A 15,235-nucleotide genomic window follows, 5' to 3' on the forward strand; every position below is an offset into this window, starting at 1 on the left:
CGTTCGCCTACGGGCTCGCCGACTTGAGCGGTCGCTGCGGCGGCGGAGCGGATGACGATCGCGACAGGTTCCAACCGGGCTTCCGATCCCAGCCGAACCGGTGCGCCGTCGCCTGGTTCACGCTTCCGTCGGCATTGAGGATGCCGTTCGCCTTCAGGCGCCGCAGGCTTTCCTCGGGCAGTCCCAGAGTGAAATCCGTCGCATCCCTGCTGCGCGGGACGAACATCTGGTTCTCGCGCACCGGTTGGAAATCCGCGAACGCCTTGCGCAGTCCGTTGACCACGTAGTCGACTTCGACATCGGCGGAGCCGCGCAGCACGATGCGGTCCAGCGATTTGGAGAGGCAGGCCACCGTGGCGAGTTCGCCGATCGGCGTGGCGACGACGGTCAGGCCGTGCTCGCTCGACACCATGCGGAAGTCCTCCGGCACTTCGATCGTGGCCTGGCCGTGCACCAGCTTCACGGTGCCGCGGAAGTACGTTCCCGATTCGCGGCCTTCGAGCGAGGCGTAGCGGATTTCCTTGCCGGGGTCGGTCGGATGCGGCTCGATGAAGGTCTTCGCGCCGCCGGCGCCCAGGTTGCCCGGCGAATAGACACCCATGACCGGAGCCGCGCCGACGACGCCGATCCCGTTTCCCTGAGTGCTGCCGAAAACGCCCCAGGAATCCCGATCCGTCACTTCGCCGAACACGCCGTAGCTCTCCGGCCCCGTCGCCCGGCCGTAGACGCCCGTTCCGGTCCCGTCGTGGTAGCCGTATACGCCGACACCCACCGGGCTGGACGCCACGCCGTAGACGCCTTGTCCGGTCGAGGTGAAGCCGCGGACACCGGAACTGGTGCTCGAACTCCCATAGACGCCTACTCCGGAATCGGAGTCGCCTACGACCCCGTAGCCTTGATCGGTCCGCCCCCAGACGCCGTAGGAGGAAGCATCTCCGTCGGCGATTCCGGAGATGCCCGTACCTACTGCGCCCGCGCTGGCCAGCACGCCGTAGCTGCCGGCGCCCGGGCCGGTGGTGACGACGACCGCCTTGCCGTTCGACGCCTGCGTATTGGTGATCGAAAACGACATGGCCGATCCGTCCGATCCGCTGTAGGGTAGGGTGACGACGCCAGCCGGCCCTTGCGGTCCTTGCGGTCCGGCCGCACCGGTTGCGCCCGCAGGTCCTTGCGGTCCCTGCGCGCCGGTGGCTCCGACCGGCCCCTGCGGACCTTGCGGCCCGATCGGCCCCTGCGGTCCCGGAGTGCCGCTGGCCGCATACAGTGCATACGGCGTCGCCGACAGCGCTCGTCGCGGCGTCAAGGTCGTGTAGCTGCTGCCGCCGGCATGGCGGATGCGCACTTCGACCCATAGCGCCTGGCCATCGAACGGTACCGCCGTGAAGTCGAGCTGGGCATTGAGCAAGCCGTCGCTGACGGCCAGCGCGTCGCGGTCGATCGTGTCGACCGGGGAGCCGCCGCTGGGCTCGGTGTACAGCGCGAACTGCACGTCGTACGAGCCGCTGGCCGGCTGGCCGTTCTCGCTGAGCTGGCCTTGGTAGGTGAAGTCCGATCCGAGCGGCGCGGCCAGCGCGGCGGACCAGAGCAAGCCGGCGAACAAGCCCATCAAAGTACGCATAGCATCCCTCCTCAAGGATCGAAGCCGTTGGCGAAAATGCGATCGGAGCCGGTGCCGGCTGCCGTCCAGAAACCGTCCTGCAGCGAGTAGGCGGAGCCGCTCGAGGTGGCGATCGCCGGTTGGCCGAGCGTGCCGCTGAGGCGGAACGCGCCGGCGCCGAGCGTGGCGCCGCCGCCGGCGACGACGGCTTTGTCGATCGCGTAGGCACCGCCCGTGCTCTGCGCACCGGCAGGGATGCAGGCGAACAGCAGGGCGAGGCGCAGCGTGCTGCCGATTCGACGTCGAGCGATGACGGTGCATGTGCGCATGACTCGGCCTCCGTTGATGTGCGCACGAACCTCTACGCCGGAGGGCGAGGGAATCCGCCACGCGGAATCGACGGCGGTGGAAAACCGGTGACGAAGGCAGTCGGTTTCGCGCCTGGCACTTGCGCAGGAGAGCGGATTCACGCAATCGGGACGTACGAGCAGCGCGCGGCTCGTCGTCGCTCAGAGCATCGGCAGTGGCGAGAGACGAGCCTCGACGGGGGCAACGGTGCGTCTTCGGCGTTGGATTGCGCATCCCTGCGCCTGCGCCGAACGGTGTGCCAACCTGCCGCTCCCGATTCGCGCTCGCTGACGAACAGGCGCGGCGCTATGCTGGACGCATCCACCCGGGGAGGGCGATGCGATGACGCAGGAGTCGCCGACGGGCGAGGTGCACGCGTTGTTCGAGCGCGCCTTGGGGCTGCCGCGCGAGCGACGCGCCGCATTTCTCGACCAGGTCTGTGCCGGACGACCGCCGCTTCGCGCGCGCATCGAGGAGCTGCTGCGGCTGGCCGAGGGCGGTGAAGGATTTCTCGACCGTTCGGCCGTCCGAGCCGATCCGTCCGACGCGCCAGCCGATGTCTCGCAAAGCGCCCACGCCGCCGGCCGCACGATCGGCGCGTATCGATTGGTGCGCCCGCTCGGCCGCGGCGGCATGGCGGAAGTGTGGTTGGCCGAACGCAGCGAAGGCGGCTTCCATCAGCAGGCCGCGGTGAAACTGATCCCGCAGGCGCGCGGCTCGCTCCGCCAGCGCTTCGCCACCGAGCGGGAGATCCTCGCCGGCCTGGCGCATCCGAGCATCGCGCGGCTGTACGACGGCGGCGTCGAGGCGGACGGCACGGCGTACATGGTGATGGAGTACGTCGAAGGCGAGCACCTGATCGCCTACGCGCAAGCGCATCGGCTGTCCCTGTCCGACCGGCTGAACCTGTTCCTGCAGATCGTCGATGCAGTGGCCTATGCGCACACGCGCCTGGTCGTGCACCGCGATCTGAAACCGTCGAACATCCTGGTCACGGCCGAAGGCCAGGCCAAGCTGCTCGACTTCGGCATCGCCAAGCTGCTCGACGCCGACTCGCGGGAAGACCGCACCCGCACGCTGTATCTGTCGCCGAACTACGCGGCGCCGGAGCAGTTGACCGACGGTGCGCTCGCCACGGCCACCGACGTCTACGCCTTGGGCGTGATCCTGTTCGAGCTGCTGACGAGCCGGCTGCCGTGGTCGGACGACGGCGCGCCGATGGCGACCGCCGTGAAGCGGTTGCTCGATGCGCCATTGCCGCCGCCGAGCAAGTGCGTCACGGAGCCATCGCCCATTCATAAACGCGCGCTGCAAGGCGACCTCGACGCGATCGTCGGCAAGGCGCTGCGCAAGGACGCGAGCGACCGCTACCCGGACGCGCGCGCGCTGGCCGAGGACGTGCGGCGCTGCCTCGATCATCGTCCCGTGCAGGCGAGGGCGGGGGCGCGGGCGTACGTGGCGAGGCGGTTCATGCGCAGGAACTGGCTGCCGCTGGCCAGTGCGGCGCTGCTGTTCGTGGCGATGGCGGTCGCAACCATTGCCATTGCCTGGCAGGCGGACAAGGCGCGCTCCGAAGCGCGGCGAGCGGAACGCGAGGCGCGCACGGCCACCGCGGTGCAGGATTTCATGCGCGACATCTTCCGCGCCAACTCGAGCGCACAAAGCGATCCGGCCAAGGCGCGCCGGACCACGGCGCGCGAATTGCTCGATCTCGGTGCGAAGAAGATCGACGCCGCGATGGACGATGCGCCCGAAGCGAAGCTCGGCACGGTGCGGCTGCTGGGCGATCTCTACAAGGATCTGGAGATCAAGGACGAGCAAGTCACGCTGCGCCGCCAGGCAGTCGAGCTGGCGCGGAAATCGTATGGCGCGGATTCTCCTGAACTGGCCGCGTCCCTCACCGAGCTCGGCGACGCCTTGTACGGAACGAAGGAGGAAAAAGACGGCGCGGCAGTGCTGGACGAAGCGCAGGCGATCCTCGATCGCCGCCACGACGACCGCTCGGTACTGCGCGGCAGGCTGCTGCTCAAGCAGGCGCAGTTTCGCCGCCTGACCGATCGGCCGCGATCGCTCGACGATGTGCGACGCGCGGCGGATTTGTTCGAGGCGCTTCCTCCCTCGCTGGACCTGGCCGAGGCGCTGCGGCTGGAGGGAAACATGCAATCCCTTGCCGCCAACTGGGAGGACGCCGCCGTTTCGATGAACAAGGCCATCAACGTGTTGCGCGCGGTGCCGGAAGGGCGCTTCGCCTTGGCGCGCGCGTACGGCGAACTCGCCGGTTTTCAGATGCAATCCCTCGACTACGCCGAGGCAGAGCGCAACGCGCGCCTGGCGTTGCAGGCGGTGCAGGCCGTGAACGGCGAGCGGCACATCGAGACGGTCAGGAAGACCACGACGCTCGGCCAGGTCCTGTTCCTCGCCGGCAACACCCGCGACGGGTTGGATCTGCTGACGCGGGCAAAAGAGCAGTTCCTCGCCTTGCCCGGCGCGGACGATCCGACCGACGTCGCCTACGTGGTGGGGACCAGGGCCAGCCTCTTGAGCGTCGCGGGCGATCTCGAAGCGGGATTGGCCGACATCCAAGCCGTGCGGGCGGCGCTGAAGCGCGATCCCGCGGACGTGACGCGGGCAGTCACGATCAGCGAAATCGCGCGTACCCTGACGGAAATGGGCCGCTTCGAGGAGGCGCGCAAGGACTTGGAGGAGGCGGCGAGCATCCGCGAGGCGGCCGGCCAGAAGCGCACCACCGTCGCCTTCAATCCGATCCGGGAAACGACGGCGAAGTGGGCCATGTTCCAAGGTCGTTTCGCCGAGGCGCAGCAGGTGATCGACGATTTCGTCGTTCCGCAGGACCCACCAGGCCAGCGCCTGCAGCGTTTCGCCGTGATCCGTTGGGTGTTGATGGCCGAACTCGCCCTGCGTTCGGGCAACGTCGCGGCCGTTGCCGAGCCGGTGGCGAGCTTGCGTGCGGCGGTCCAGGCCAGCGGTCACGCCGAATTGCTCGAAAAAATCTCCACGCGCGCCGACTTCTTCGATGGCTCGGCCAAGCTTGGTGCGGGCGACGCCGCTGCCGCGCTGCCGCTGTTGCAGCGGGCATTGGACGCGCGCATCAAATATTGGCTGCCGATGAGCCCGTTGGTCGCCGAAGCGCAAATCACCCTGGCCGAATGCCACCTCGCGCTCGGCCACGCCGCGCAAGCGCACGAGCTGGCAGCGAAGGCAGAGGCCATCCAGGCGCAGCACAAGGAACTTGCTGACTATTACCGCGAACCCTTGCGGCGGCTGCGCAAGCGCCTCTCCGTCAGCAAGAGCCTAGCTGCGAAAGCCGTCTAGGTTGCGCTACTCGAGCACCTCTGTCACGGCGAGGTCCGTTCGAACGTGCTCGGCGCGTCGTCGAGCGCGACGATTCGTTCGCTGCTCAGATTCCCGCGAGCAGTCCGTTCCTTCCCGTGGCCGGACGTATTCTTGGGCAAGAGTGAAGCTCAATCGCGGAGCGGCTGGTGCCCGGTCGCTTGCCTGTCGGCCAGCCATGCCGTCGCCGCTTCGCGGCCGAGATCGCGCAGCTCGAGCAGGAAGCCGATTTCGGTGTTGAGGCGCGTCTTCGCGCGGTACTCGGTCAGCGTGTCGCCCGGCTCGATCAGGTGCAGACGCAGGGTCTTCATGCGCCGGCCGAGCGCGCTCAGCGGCACGCTGCCGCGCAAGGCGGCCTGGGCGTGGACGAGCGAGTCGTATTCGCGCAGGAAGGTGGTCGAGAAGCCGAGTTCGGCGACGCGTTCGGCGATCGCGCGCGCGCTCGACGGCAACTGCGGGCGCGACAGAGGCTGCACCAGCACGCAGACGACGTGGGCCGCGGTGCAGCGGTAGATCAGCGGCTCCAGCGCCGGATTGCCGGCGTAGCCGCCGTCCCAGTAGGTCTCGCCGTCGACGACGACCGCGGCGAACAGCTGCGGCAGGCAGGTCGAGGCGAGCAGGGCGTCGATCGACAGTTCGTCGTTGCCGAACAGCTTCAGCGCGCCGTCGCGCACGCGTGTGGCGGCTGTGAACAGCTTGAACGGCGCCTCGCGGCGCAGGCGCTCGAAGTCGAACAGGCGTTCGGCGATCGCGCGCAGCGGATTGAGGCCGAGCGGATTGATCTGCTCGGGGGTGAAGTGGTGCGTCCAGTTCGACAGCAGGGCGCCGCCGAAAGCCCAGCGCAGCGGATTGGACTGCGTGGCGACCGCCTGCCACAGCGCTTCGAGCTTGGCGCGCGCACCCTCGCGGCCGTTCTCGATCCAGCCCTGTGCGAGGGCGAACGCATTCATCGCACCGCTGCTGGTCGCACTGACGCCATCCAGCGCCAGCGCGGGTTCCTCCAGCAGGCGGTCGAGGACGCCCCAGGTGAAGGCGCCGTGCGCGCCGCCGCCCTGCAGGGCGAGACTCAAGGGCGGAAGCGGAGTGGCGGACATGGCGCGGCTCGTGTGGCGGCGGCGAGCCGCGATTCTTGCATAGGGCGGACGGCCTGCTATCCTGCGCGCCCCGAATTCCCGATGGATATCAAGAGCGAGACATGGGCAGAGGCGACCGCAAGACCAAGAAGGGCAAGATCGCGATCCGCAGCTACGGCAATTCGCGTCCGCATGCGGCGAAGTCCGCTGCCGGCACGAAGACCGCCGCCAAGCCGGCGGCTGCCAAGCCGGCCGTGAAGAAGGCTGCGCCGGCGAAGAAGGCCGCGGCGAAGAAGAGCGCCTGAAGTCCCGTCTTTCGCGGCGGCCCGCGCGTTCCGCGCGGCGCCGCCGCTGTCGTAGTTGATGCCGACCTCGTCCCCCCGCAGCGCTCGAATCGATCGAGCCGGACGAGGCGCCCGCCGCCGCAGCCGGGCGGTCCGGACCCGTACCTGATCCGGGTCGCACAAGTCACCGATCGCCGAGCCGAACCGGGACTTTCGTCACTTTTAAAATCTTGTTAGCACTCCTACGGATTTGCGAGTATGATCCGCCCACTGTGTTTGCAAGGGTCACTGTGAATCGTGGCCTGATGCGGTTGATCCTCGGCGATCCGCTCCATCGATTTAGCCTCGCTAGCTCCCTGCAACCCAGTCTCGATGGGGAATGTTCCGCCATCGCGATGTTCATTCGTGTTTTCAGGAGTTATGCAAGATGTCCAATCGTCAAACCGGTACCGTCAAGTGGTTCAATGATGCCAAGGGTTTCGGCTTCATCACCCCGGAGAGCGGCCCCGACCTGTTCGTGCACTTCCGCGCGATCCAGGGCACCGGCTTCAAGTCGCTGCAGGAAGGCCAGCGCGTGACCTTCGTCGCCGTGCAGGGCCAGAAGGGCATGCAGGCTGACCAGGTTCAGGTGGTCTAAGGCCTCACCGGTCCGTTTCAAAAACCCCAGGCGGAAACGCCTGGGGTTTTTTTTTGGCTTGCGTTTGGATCGTCCGCGGATCGCTGCGGCCCGCTGGGCGCAAGGGCTTGCGCCGCGCGTCTCAGGCGAAGCTGCCGGCGCAATGAAAAGCCGCATGCCTCACGGCAGTCGGCCGGCTCGGCCGTCGATGACGGTATGGGTCTGCCCGCCGACCCAGACCGCCGCCTTGCCGCTCGGCCCCGGAGAGTCGATGCGGATCTGGATGGACGCGTCGCGGCCGATCTCGCGGCCCTGACTGACGCGGTAGCCGCGCGCCAGTGCGCCCTGCGGTTCGCGCAGCGCGATCCATGCGGCGATCAGGCCGTTGGCTGCGCCGGAGGCGGGATCCTCGACGATGCCGACACCGGCCGGAAACGCACGCACGACCAGGTCGTAACCGGTCTCGGTCCCGTTCGCGCATCGCGCGAACGCGCACAGGCCGAGTGTGTCGGTTTCGCGCGCGAGCGTACCGATCGACGCGTGTTCCGGCTGCCAGCCGCGCAGTGCCGCTTCGCTGGCGAACTCGGCCACCCACCAGCGACGTCCGCCCTCGACGCAGGCGGGCGGCAGCGCGCCGAGCGCGATGCCGCGCAGCAGATAGGAAAGAACGGGGTCGACGTGCACGCCCTCGCGGATGACGCGTGCGCCCGGCGCCTGCACGAACAGGCGCCGCGCGGTGCCGTCGCCTTCGACGCGCACCGGCAGCAGGCCGGCCGCGCATTCCTGCACCAGCAAGCCGCCGTGCGGTTGCGCGAAGCCGGTTTCGAGCACCGCGTGCGCGCTGCCGATGGTCGGGTGGCCGGCGAACGGGATCTCCTTGCCCGGCGTGAAGATGCGCAGCCGGTAGCTCGCTTCCGCTTTCGTCGGCGCCAGCACGAAGGTCGTTTCGACCAGATTCGTCCAGGTCGCGAAGCGCTGCATGTCCTCGCCGCTCCAGTCGTCCGCGCCGATCACCGTGCCGAGCGGATTGCCGCCGCCGGCGCGCGCGCAGAACACGTCGAGTTGCAGATAGCGCGAGGTCGTCATCGGGTATCGTCTGGACAGGAAGGGGGAGGCGGATGATAACGTCGTGCCACCTTCGTGCCGCTCGAGGAAAGACCGATGGCCAAGATCCGCGACGTCGCCGTGATCGTCGGCAGCCTGCGTAAGGAATCGCTGAATCGCAAAGTCGCACGTACGCTGATCGCGCAGGCGCCGGAACCGTTGAAGCTGGAGATCGTCGAGATCGGCCAGCTGCCGCTGTACAACCAGGATTTCGAGGCCGGCGAGCCGGCGCCGGCGTCCTACGCGCCGTTCCGCGACCGCGTGCGCCGCGCCGACGGCGTGATCTTCGTGACGCCGGAATACAACCGGTCGGTGCCGGGCGGACTGAAGAACGCGATCGACGTCGGTTCGCGTCCGTATGGCCACAGCGTGTGGAGCGGCAAGCCGGGCGCGGTCATCAGCGTCTCGCCGAGCGCGATCGGCGGTTTCGGCGCGAACCATCATCTGCGCCAATCCTGCGTGTTCCTCGACATCCTGATGCTGCAGCAGCCGGAGATGTACATCGGCGGCGCCGACAAGCTGTTCGACGAAGCAGGCCAACTGGTCAACGAATCGACGCGCGAGTATCTGGCCAAGTTCCTGCGCGCGTACGCCGCCTGGGTCGAGCGCATTCTGGCCTGAGCCGCGGCCGAGGTGCCGGCGGGCTGACGGATTCGCGGAAAGGCGAGGCGCGCGGGCCGATCTCGCGGCGGCGGATGCCTTCGGCGCGTCGGTCGCTTGGCGCCGGAGCCGGTTTCTCCCGCTGTGCCGCTGCGGAGAGCGATCCGGAACTCAGAGCCACCCGCGTCGCTTGAACCAGTACAGCGGCAGCACCGCGCTCAGCACGATCGCCACCAGCGCCAGCGGATAGCCGTACGGCAGCTTCAGTTCCCGCATGTTGACGAAATTCATGCCCCAGATGCCGGCCAGGATCACCGGCGGGATCGACACCACCGAGGCGACGGTCAGGATCTTGATGACGTCGTTCTGCTCGATGTTGATGAAGCCGAGCACGGCGTCGAGCAGGAACTGCAGCTTGTCGGTCATGTGGCTGTCCAGCTCGCCGAGCCCGTCGAGATCCTTGTGCACGACCTTCAGCTGCGCGAGCTGAGGTTTGCCGACCCAGGGCGGCGCGTTCTCCTGCATGAAGCCGACGATGCGACCGAGGCCGCTCATCGTCTGGCGCGCGCGCGTGAGGGCGCTTTCGAGTTCGCCGATCCGCTTCAGCATGCCGGTCAGCGTGCGGGTGGAATGCTTCGGCTGCCCCATGATCTGCAACGACAGATCCGCGGTCTGCGCGGTGATCGCCTCCAGGTGATCGGCGATTTCGCCGACCAGCGCCTCGAGCAGGGCGACGAACACGCCGGCGCCGTCGTCCGGCGTCTTCGTCTCGTGAACCGCATTGGTGGCCTGGCGGAACGCCGGCGAATCGCCGTAGCGGATCGAGACCAGGAATTTCGGCGCGACGATCAAGCCGAACGGCACCGGCCGCTGCTCGACGTCGTGCGCGAAGTACGGCACGTTCAGATACAGCACGTCGCCGTCGAGGCGCGCGCGGCTGGACATCTCGACCGCGCGGATGCGCTCCTGCGTCGGCAGCGACAGGCCGGTGCTGCGCTCGACGTCGCGGACTTCCTCGGCGGTCGGATCGCGCAGGTCGAACCAGCGGCATTCGCCCGACGAGCGGCCGTCGGCCGCCGTGGTCAGTACGCGGCCGTCCGCGCCGTGATGGGTCAGCATGCCGTACTCGTCCGCTCGGCGCTTGTGGGCGACATGCGCGCCATCATATCGTGCGCGCCTTCCGGAAGCGGCGCGAAAGCCGCTCCGGTACGGGGGCGTGTCGTCGCTTTCGGCGGCCGATCCGATCCCCGAGGCGGCACGCGTGGTGCGGCGCCGCCGCGATCGTTTCGTCGCCAGCCGCGGCGGGATGCCCGGTCCCGTGAGCCTTCTTTTCGAAAACCGCAGGAAACCAGCCGACCCATGACCATCACCCTGATCATCATCGCGATCACCTGCGTCGTGTCGTTCATGGCGTTCAAGGACGAGCGGCTGCTCGACCGCCTGATCCTGTGGCCGCCGGCGATCACGCGCGGCAAGGAATGGTGGCGCCTGGCCAGCTGCGGACTGATCCACGCCGACGGGCCGCACCTGCTGTTCAACATGATCACGCTGTTCTTCTTCGGCCGCGCGATGGAGGGCTTCTACGTCAGCCGCGGCGGCGCGATCGGTTACCTGATCTTCTACGTCGGCGCCCTGGTGGTATCGAGCCTGCCGAGCTATCTGCAGCACAAGAACGACAGCCGCTATCGCAGCCTCGGCGCGTCCGGCGCGGTTTCCGCCGTGCTGTTCTCGTTCATCCTGCTGGCGCCGTGGAGCAAGATCATCGTGTTCGTGCTGCCGCTGCCGGCGATCCTCTACGCGGTGGCATACGTCGCCTATTCGATCTACATGGATCGCCAGCGCACCGACAACGTCAACCACAGCGCGCATCTATGGGGAGCCGCCTACGGCGTATTCGCCACCATCCTGATCGAACCGGACGTCGTCGGGCATTTCCTGCGCCAGCTGACGCAGCCCTCGCTCGGGTTCGGTTGATCTTCCCTTTCCCGATACGGAGACCCGTCCGATGACCACTCACGCTGGAAGCTGCCACTGCGGTCGAATCGCCTTCGAAGTCGACGCCGAGATCGACAGCGCCATGGAATGCAACTGCTCGATGTGTTCGCGCCGCGGCGGCCTGCTCGCCTTCGTGCCGGACGCGCAGGTGCGCCTGAAGACGCCGGAAGCGGACCTGTCGACCTACACCTTCAACACGCACCGCATCCGCCACCATTTCTGCCCCAACTGCGGCATCGCGACGTTCGGCCGCGGCACCGACCAGAACGGCGATGCGACCTGGGCGATCAACGTGCGCTGCCTGCCGGACGTGGACCTCGCCAAGCTCGAGATCCACCAGTTCGACGGCCGCAATCTCTGAAGCGGCGCGCCGCGTCGTCGTCCGCGCGGCGGCCGGCCGATCCGGCGCGGCGGGCGCGCGCGACCTCGCCGCGCTTGTTGTAACGTGCGGTTTCTGGCGCCGCGCTCGCCGTCGACGGAATCCCGCCATGCCTCGCTCGCTCGCTTCGTTGTCGATCGTTCCCCTCGTGTTCGCGCTGAACGCCGCGCTCGCCGCCGACGTCGATCCCGCCGTGCGCACGAGCGCAGGGCAGGGCGGAGACGTCGACGTGCTGATCGTCTTCGCCGACCAGGCGCAGCCGACCCTGGCGCCGCTCGATCCGCGCGCCGACTATCGCGAACGCCGCCGCGCCCTGGTCGACGCGCTGCGCGCGCGCGCCGGCGTGCAGCAGGCCGGCGTGCGCGGATGGCTGGCGTCGCGCGGGATCGCCTATCGGCCGTACTGGATCGCGAACCTGATATCGGCGCGACTGGACGCGGACGACATCGACGCGCTGGCGCGTCGCGCCGACGTCGCGCGCATCGCCGCCGATCCGAAGATCGCCGCGCGCCTGCCGCAGCCGGCGACGTCGGCTGCGGCGCCGACCGCGCCGCAGGGAAGCGCCTGGGGCGTGGAGAAGATCCGGGCGCCGGCGGTCTGGGAGCGCGGCATCACCGGGCAGGGCGTCGTCATCGGCGGCCAGGACACCGGCTATCAATGGGACCATCCGGCCCTGAAGTCGCAGTACCGCGGCTGGGACGGCAGCGTCGCCGACCACGACTACAACTGGCACGACGCCATCCACCAGCCCAATGCGAGCTGCCCGGCCGATTCGCCGGCACCCTGCGACGACTACGGCCACGGCACGCACACGGCGGGCACCTTCGCCGGCGGCGACGGCGCGGGCAATCCGATCGGCGTCGCGCCCGGCGCGCGCTGGATCGGCTGCCGCAACATGGACGACGGCGACGGCACGCCGGCGAGCTACATCGAATGCATGGAATGGCTGCTGGCGCCGACCGACCTGGCCGGGGCGAATCCGGATCCGGATCGCGCGCCGGACGTGGTCAACAACTCGTGGGGCTGCGTGCCGGAGGAAGGCTGCACGGTCGGCGACGAATTGCAGGTCGCCGTCGACAACCTCGTCGCGGCCGGAGTGTTCTTCGTCGTCTCGGCCGGCAACGACGGTCCGGGCTGCGGCTCGATCACGACGCCGGCAGCGATCTACGACGCGAGCTTCGTCGTCGGCGCGACGACCACCTCCGACGCGGTGTGGTCGTCTTCCAGTCGCGGGCCGGTCGCCGGTTCCGCTACGATCCGGCCCGACGTGGTCGCGCCGGGCGTGAGCATTCTTTCCACGTTGCCCGGTGGCGGCTACGGCACGATGAGCGGAACCAGCATGGCCGGCCCGCACGTGGCCGGCACCGCGGCGCTGATGATGTCGGCCAACCCCTCGCTGCGCGGCCAGCCGGCGCGCCTCGCCGCCCTGCTGCGGGCGAGCGCGACGACCAGCGGCGTGACCAGCGCGTACAACCCGGGCGGCTGCGGTGGAACGACGATGAGCGACTGGCCGAACCACCAGGCCGGCTACGGACGCCTCGACGCCGCGGCGGCGGTGCAGGCCGCACTGGATGAAGCGGAACTGGACGTGATCTTCGTGGACGGATTCGATGGCTGAAACGGAACGCACGCGCGCCGACAAGAAACGCGACGGCGACACCCTGGTGGTCGCCATTTCGTCGCGCGCGCTGTTCGACCTCGGCGACAGCCACGAGCTGTTCGAGCGCGAAGGCGTGGAGGCGTTTGCGCAGCACCAGATCCAGAACGAGAACGAGCTGCTCGCGCCTGGCATCGCCTTCCCGCTGGTGCAGAAGCTGTTGCGACTCAACCGCGCGCCGCCGGAAGCGCCGCACGTCGAGGTGATCCTGCTTTCGCGCAATTCGGCCGACACCGGCCTGCGCATCTTCAATTCGATCGAACACTACGGTCTCGGCATCGTGCGCGCCGCGTTCACGCGCGGCGAGCCGACCTTGCCCTACGTGCGCGCGTTCGGCGCCGACCTGTTCCTGTCCGCGAACGCCGACAGCGTCGCCAACGCGCTCGCCGGCGGCATCGCGGCGGCGACGATCCTGCCGTCGAAGGCGCCGCAGCGGTCGTCCGAGCAGTTGCGCATCGCGTTCGACGGCGACGCCGTGCTGTTCGGCGACGAGTCCGAACGCATCTCGGAGGAGGGCGGCATCGACGCCTTCCATCGCCACGAAGCCGAGCGCGAGCGCGAGCCGCTGTCCGGCGGTCCGTTCCGCAGCTTTCTCGACGCGCTGCACCGGTTGCAGGCCGCGTTCCCGAGCGAAGCCTCGCCGATCCGCACCGCGCTGGTGACGGCGCGTTCGGCGCCGGCGCACAAGCGCGTGATCCTGACCCTGCGCCACTGGGGCGTGCGCATCGACGAAGCGCTGTTCCTCGGCGGCCGGCCGAAGGGACCGTTCCTCGAAGCGTTCGGCGCCGACATCTTCTTCGACGACTCGACCGTCAACGTCGAATCCGCGCGCCAGCACGTCGCCACCGGCCACGTGCCGCGGCGTCCGGCGTCGTCCGACGCATGAGCGAATCGATGCTGACGATCCGCGAGGCGGCCGACGGCGCGCAGCGCGCGCAGGCACTGTTCCGCCGTCGCTTCGGGCAGGCGCCGCCGGATTTTCCGCACCACGTGCTCGCGTTCCATCGCGGCGGTGACGGATCGGAAGTTGTGGTCTGCTACGTGCACTTCACCGCGATGGGCGACATCCTGCTCGGCGGCGGCGCCTGCGTCGACAACCGAGCGATGCGCGACATGGCTCCGGCCACACGTGCCGCGATCCGCGACGCCGGCGGCCTCTATCGCATGACGCTGGACTGGTCGGTGCGCCACTTCGCGCCGACCTACGCGGCGATCTTCGGCTACTGCGGCGACGCGCTGGCCGAGCGCGTCGACCTGGCCGCCGGATTCCGGCGCACGCCGCATGCGCATTTGCTGGTCCACTGGACGCGCGCGCTGCCCGGCGCCGAGCAAGCCCGGCTGCTCGCGCAGGCGCACGCGATCGGGCCGTTCTAGCCGGCTTCGTCGAGAACGCGCTCGAACGCCTGCGGCGACTTCCAGGCGTCGCCGCAGACGAAGCGCGGCAGCCGCCAGCGGTCGGCGCCCGTTTCGAGCGGGCGCGGATCGGTGCCGAACGCGGCGCGCAGGCGGTGCTCGTGCGCGTGCCGCGGCAGGTAGTCCTCGACCAGGTAGTCGTTGCTCTCGCCGTACGGATAGGCGAACAGGCTCGTGCGGTGCGGCGCGCAATGCGCGTCGAGCCAGTCGCTGGCCTGGCGCAGTTGCACGTCGGCGTCGGCGTAGCTGTCGATCGCGCGGAACGTGCCCTTGCGCTGCTCGCGCTGCGCGGTGAGCGGAAGGGTGGGGTGGTTGTGGTCCCAGCTGTGGCTCTCGATCGCGAGCAGGCCCTCGGCCTGCGCCGCGGGCCACCATTCGTCGCCCCACCATCCGCGTCCGGCCAGGCAGGTGCGGTCGAGCGTGGCGCGAGCGGCGGGCGAGACGACGACGAAGCTGGTCGCGTGCGCCGCCGCGCCGGTTTCCGCGACGAAGTCGCGCAGGACGCCGGCGAAGCCGCGCTGCGGTCCATAGGTCGGATGCTCGAGGTCGTGCCAGTCGAACCAGGAGCCGTCGTCGAAGGTCACGGCGACGGCGTTCTCGACGCTGGCTTGCGGAGCCGCGCCGAGCAGCGCGTCGACGATGCGCGCCAGCGGTACGATGCGTAGACCGCGGCGATGAATGGCGCGCAGGTCGTGCGCCAATGCGACGTGGTCGTTGTCGGCGTAGTCGTTGCCGGCGACGTTGTTGGAGTGGTAGGCCAGGACGGGTACTCGCATCCCCCTAGTATCGCCGCTGTGATTCGAGGTTGGGACATCGTG

15 protein-coding genes are annotated in these 15,235 nt (G+C 68.9%); 9 read left to right on the plus strand and 6 right to left on the minus strand.

The genetic code is table 11. The annotated features are described in order from the left end of the window. Positions 1–7: 7 nt before the first annotated feature. Positions 8–1,618 (minus strand): hypothetical protein, encoded by a 1,611-nt coding sequence (locus J7520_RS07805; RefSeq protein WP_291186210.1) that lies wholly within the window; start codon positions 1,616–1,618, stop codon positions 8–10. Positions 1,619–1,629: 11 nt separating this feature from the next. Then, entirely contained in the window at positions 1,630–1,926 is a 297-nt protein-coding gene (locus J7520_RS07810) for a hypothetical protein (RefSeq protein ID WP_291186213.1), read from the minus strand. A 361-nt stretch (positions 1,927–2,287) separates the two neighbouring features. On the opposite strand from J7520_RS07810, the gene J7520_RS07815 reads away from it, so the two are divergent. Then, the gene (locus tag J7520_RS07815; RefSeq protein ID WP_291186216.1) at positions 2,288–5,278 is read left to right on the plus strand and encodes a serine/threonine-protein kinase; all 2,991 of its coding nucleotides are present in this window, start codon (positions 2,288–2,290) and stop codon (positions 5,276–5,278) included. Positions 5,279–5,427: 149 nt separating this feature from the next. Here the strand turns inward: J7520_RS07815 and J7520_RS07820 are convergent, their stop codons facing one another. Then, positions 5,428–6,390, minus strand: a complete 963-nt coding sequence (locus J7520_RS07820; RefSeq protein WP_291186219.1) for a patatin-like phospholipase family protein — start codon at positions 6,388–6,390, stop codon at positions 5,428–5,430. Between the two features lie 101 nt (positions 6,391–6,491). Here J7520_RS07820 and J7520_RS07825 point away from each other — a divergent pair, with 101 nt between their 5' ends. Continuing rightward, the gene (locus J7520_RS07825; RefSeq protein WP_291186222.1) at positions 6,492–6,674 is read left to right on the plus strand and encodes a 30S ribosomal protein THX; all 183 of its coding nucleotides are present in this window, start codon (positions 6,492–6,494) and stop codon (positions 6,672–6,674) included. 406 nt (positions 6,675–7,080) lie between these two features. Beyond that, the gene (locus J7520_RS07830; RefSeq protein ID WP_291186224.1) at positions 7,081–7,290 is read left to right on the plus strand and encodes a cold-shock protein; all 210 of its coding nucleotides are present in this window, start codon (positions 7,081–7,083) and stop codon (positions 7,288–7,290) included. A 159-nt stretch (positions 7,291–7,449) separates the two neighbouring features. Here J7520_RS07830 and J7520_RS07835 read toward each other — a convergent pair whose 3' ends face one another. Beyond that, positions 7,450–8,355 (minus strand): PhzF family phenazine biosynthesis protein, encoded by a 906-nt coding sequence (locus tag J7520_RS07835; protein ID WP_291186226.1) that lies wholly within the window; start codon positions 8,353–8,355, stop codon positions 7,450–7,452. 75 nt (positions 8,356–8,430) lie between these two features. Between J7520_RS07835 and J7520_RS07840 the strand changes: the two genes are divergently transcribed. Continuing rightward, a complete protein-coding gene (locus tag J7520_RS07840) occupies positions 8,431–8,994 on the plus strand; it encodes an NAD(P)H-dependent oxidoreductase (protein ID WP_291186229.1) in 564 nt (187 codons plus the stop codon). A 150-nt stretch (positions 8,995–9,144) separates the two neighbouring features. Here J7520_RS07840 and J7520_RS07845 read toward each other — a convergent pair whose 3' ends face one another. Beyond that, positions 9,145–10,092 (minus strand): CorA family divalent cation transporter, encoded by a 948-nt coding sequence (locus tag J7520_RS07845; RefSeq protein WP_291186232.1) that lies wholly within the window; start codon positions 10,090–10,092, stop codon positions 9,145–9,147. Between the two features lie 240 nt (positions 10,093–10,332). On the opposite strand from J7520_RS07845, the gene J7520_RS07850 reads away from it, so the two are divergent. The 5 genes from J7520_RS07850 (at position 10,333) to J7520_RS07870 (ending at position 14,378) form a co-directional block, all read left to right on the plus strand. Further along, positions 10,333–10,947 carry a rhomboid family intramembrane serine protease gene (locus J7520_RS07850; RefSeq protein ID WP_291186234.1) on the plus strand — a complete coding sequence of 205 codons (615 nt, stop codon included), beginning with the start codon at positions 10,333–10,335 and terminating at the stop codon, positions 10,945–10,947. A 31-nt stretch (positions 10,948–10,978) separates the two neighbouring features. Next, on the plus strand, positions 10,979–11,329 hold the full coding sequence (locus tag J7520_RS07855; RefSeq protein WP_291186237.1) for a GFA family protein: 351 nt from the start codon (positions 10,979–10,981) through the stop codon (positions 11,327–11,329). 127 nt (positions 11,330–11,456) lie between these two features. Then, positions 11,457–12,965, plus strand: coding sequence for a S8 family serine peptidase (locus tag J7520_RS07860; RefSeq protein WP_291186240.1), 1,509 nt, complete (start codon positions 11,457–11,459; stop codon positions 12,963–12,965). Next, positions 12,958–13,890 (plus strand): 5'-nucleotidase, encoded by a 933-nt coding sequence (locus J7520_RS07865; RefSeq protein WP_291186243.1) that lies wholly within the window; start codon positions 12,958–12,960, stop codon positions 13,888–13,890. Before J7520_RS07860 ends, J7520_RS07865 begins: the two co-directional genes overlap by 8 nt. Continuing rightward, positions 13,887–14,378, plus strand: a complete 492-nt coding sequence (locus J7520_RS07870) for a hypothetical protein (protein WP_291186245.1) — start codon at positions 13,887–13,889, stop codon at positions 14,376–14,378. The genes J7520_RS07865 and J7520_RS07870 overlap by 4 nt, the downstream gene beginning before the upstream one ends. On the opposite strand, the gene J7520_RS07875 is transcribed toward J7520_RS07870, so the two are convergent. Continuing rightward, a complete protein-coding gene (locus tag J7520_RS07875) occupies positions 14,375–15,193 on the minus strand; it encodes a polysaccharide deacetylase family protein (protein ID WP_291186248.1) in 819 nt (272 codons plus the stop codon). The genes J7520_RS07870 and J7520_RS07875 overlap by 4 nt on opposite strands. Positions 15,194–15,235: the final 42 nt, after the last annotated feature.

The organism is Dokdonella sp. (genome assembly GCF_017744955.1).
Taxonomy (GTDB): domain Bacteria; phylum Pseudomonadota; class Gammaproteobacteria; order Xanthomonadales; family Rhodanobacteraceae; genus Dokdonella_A.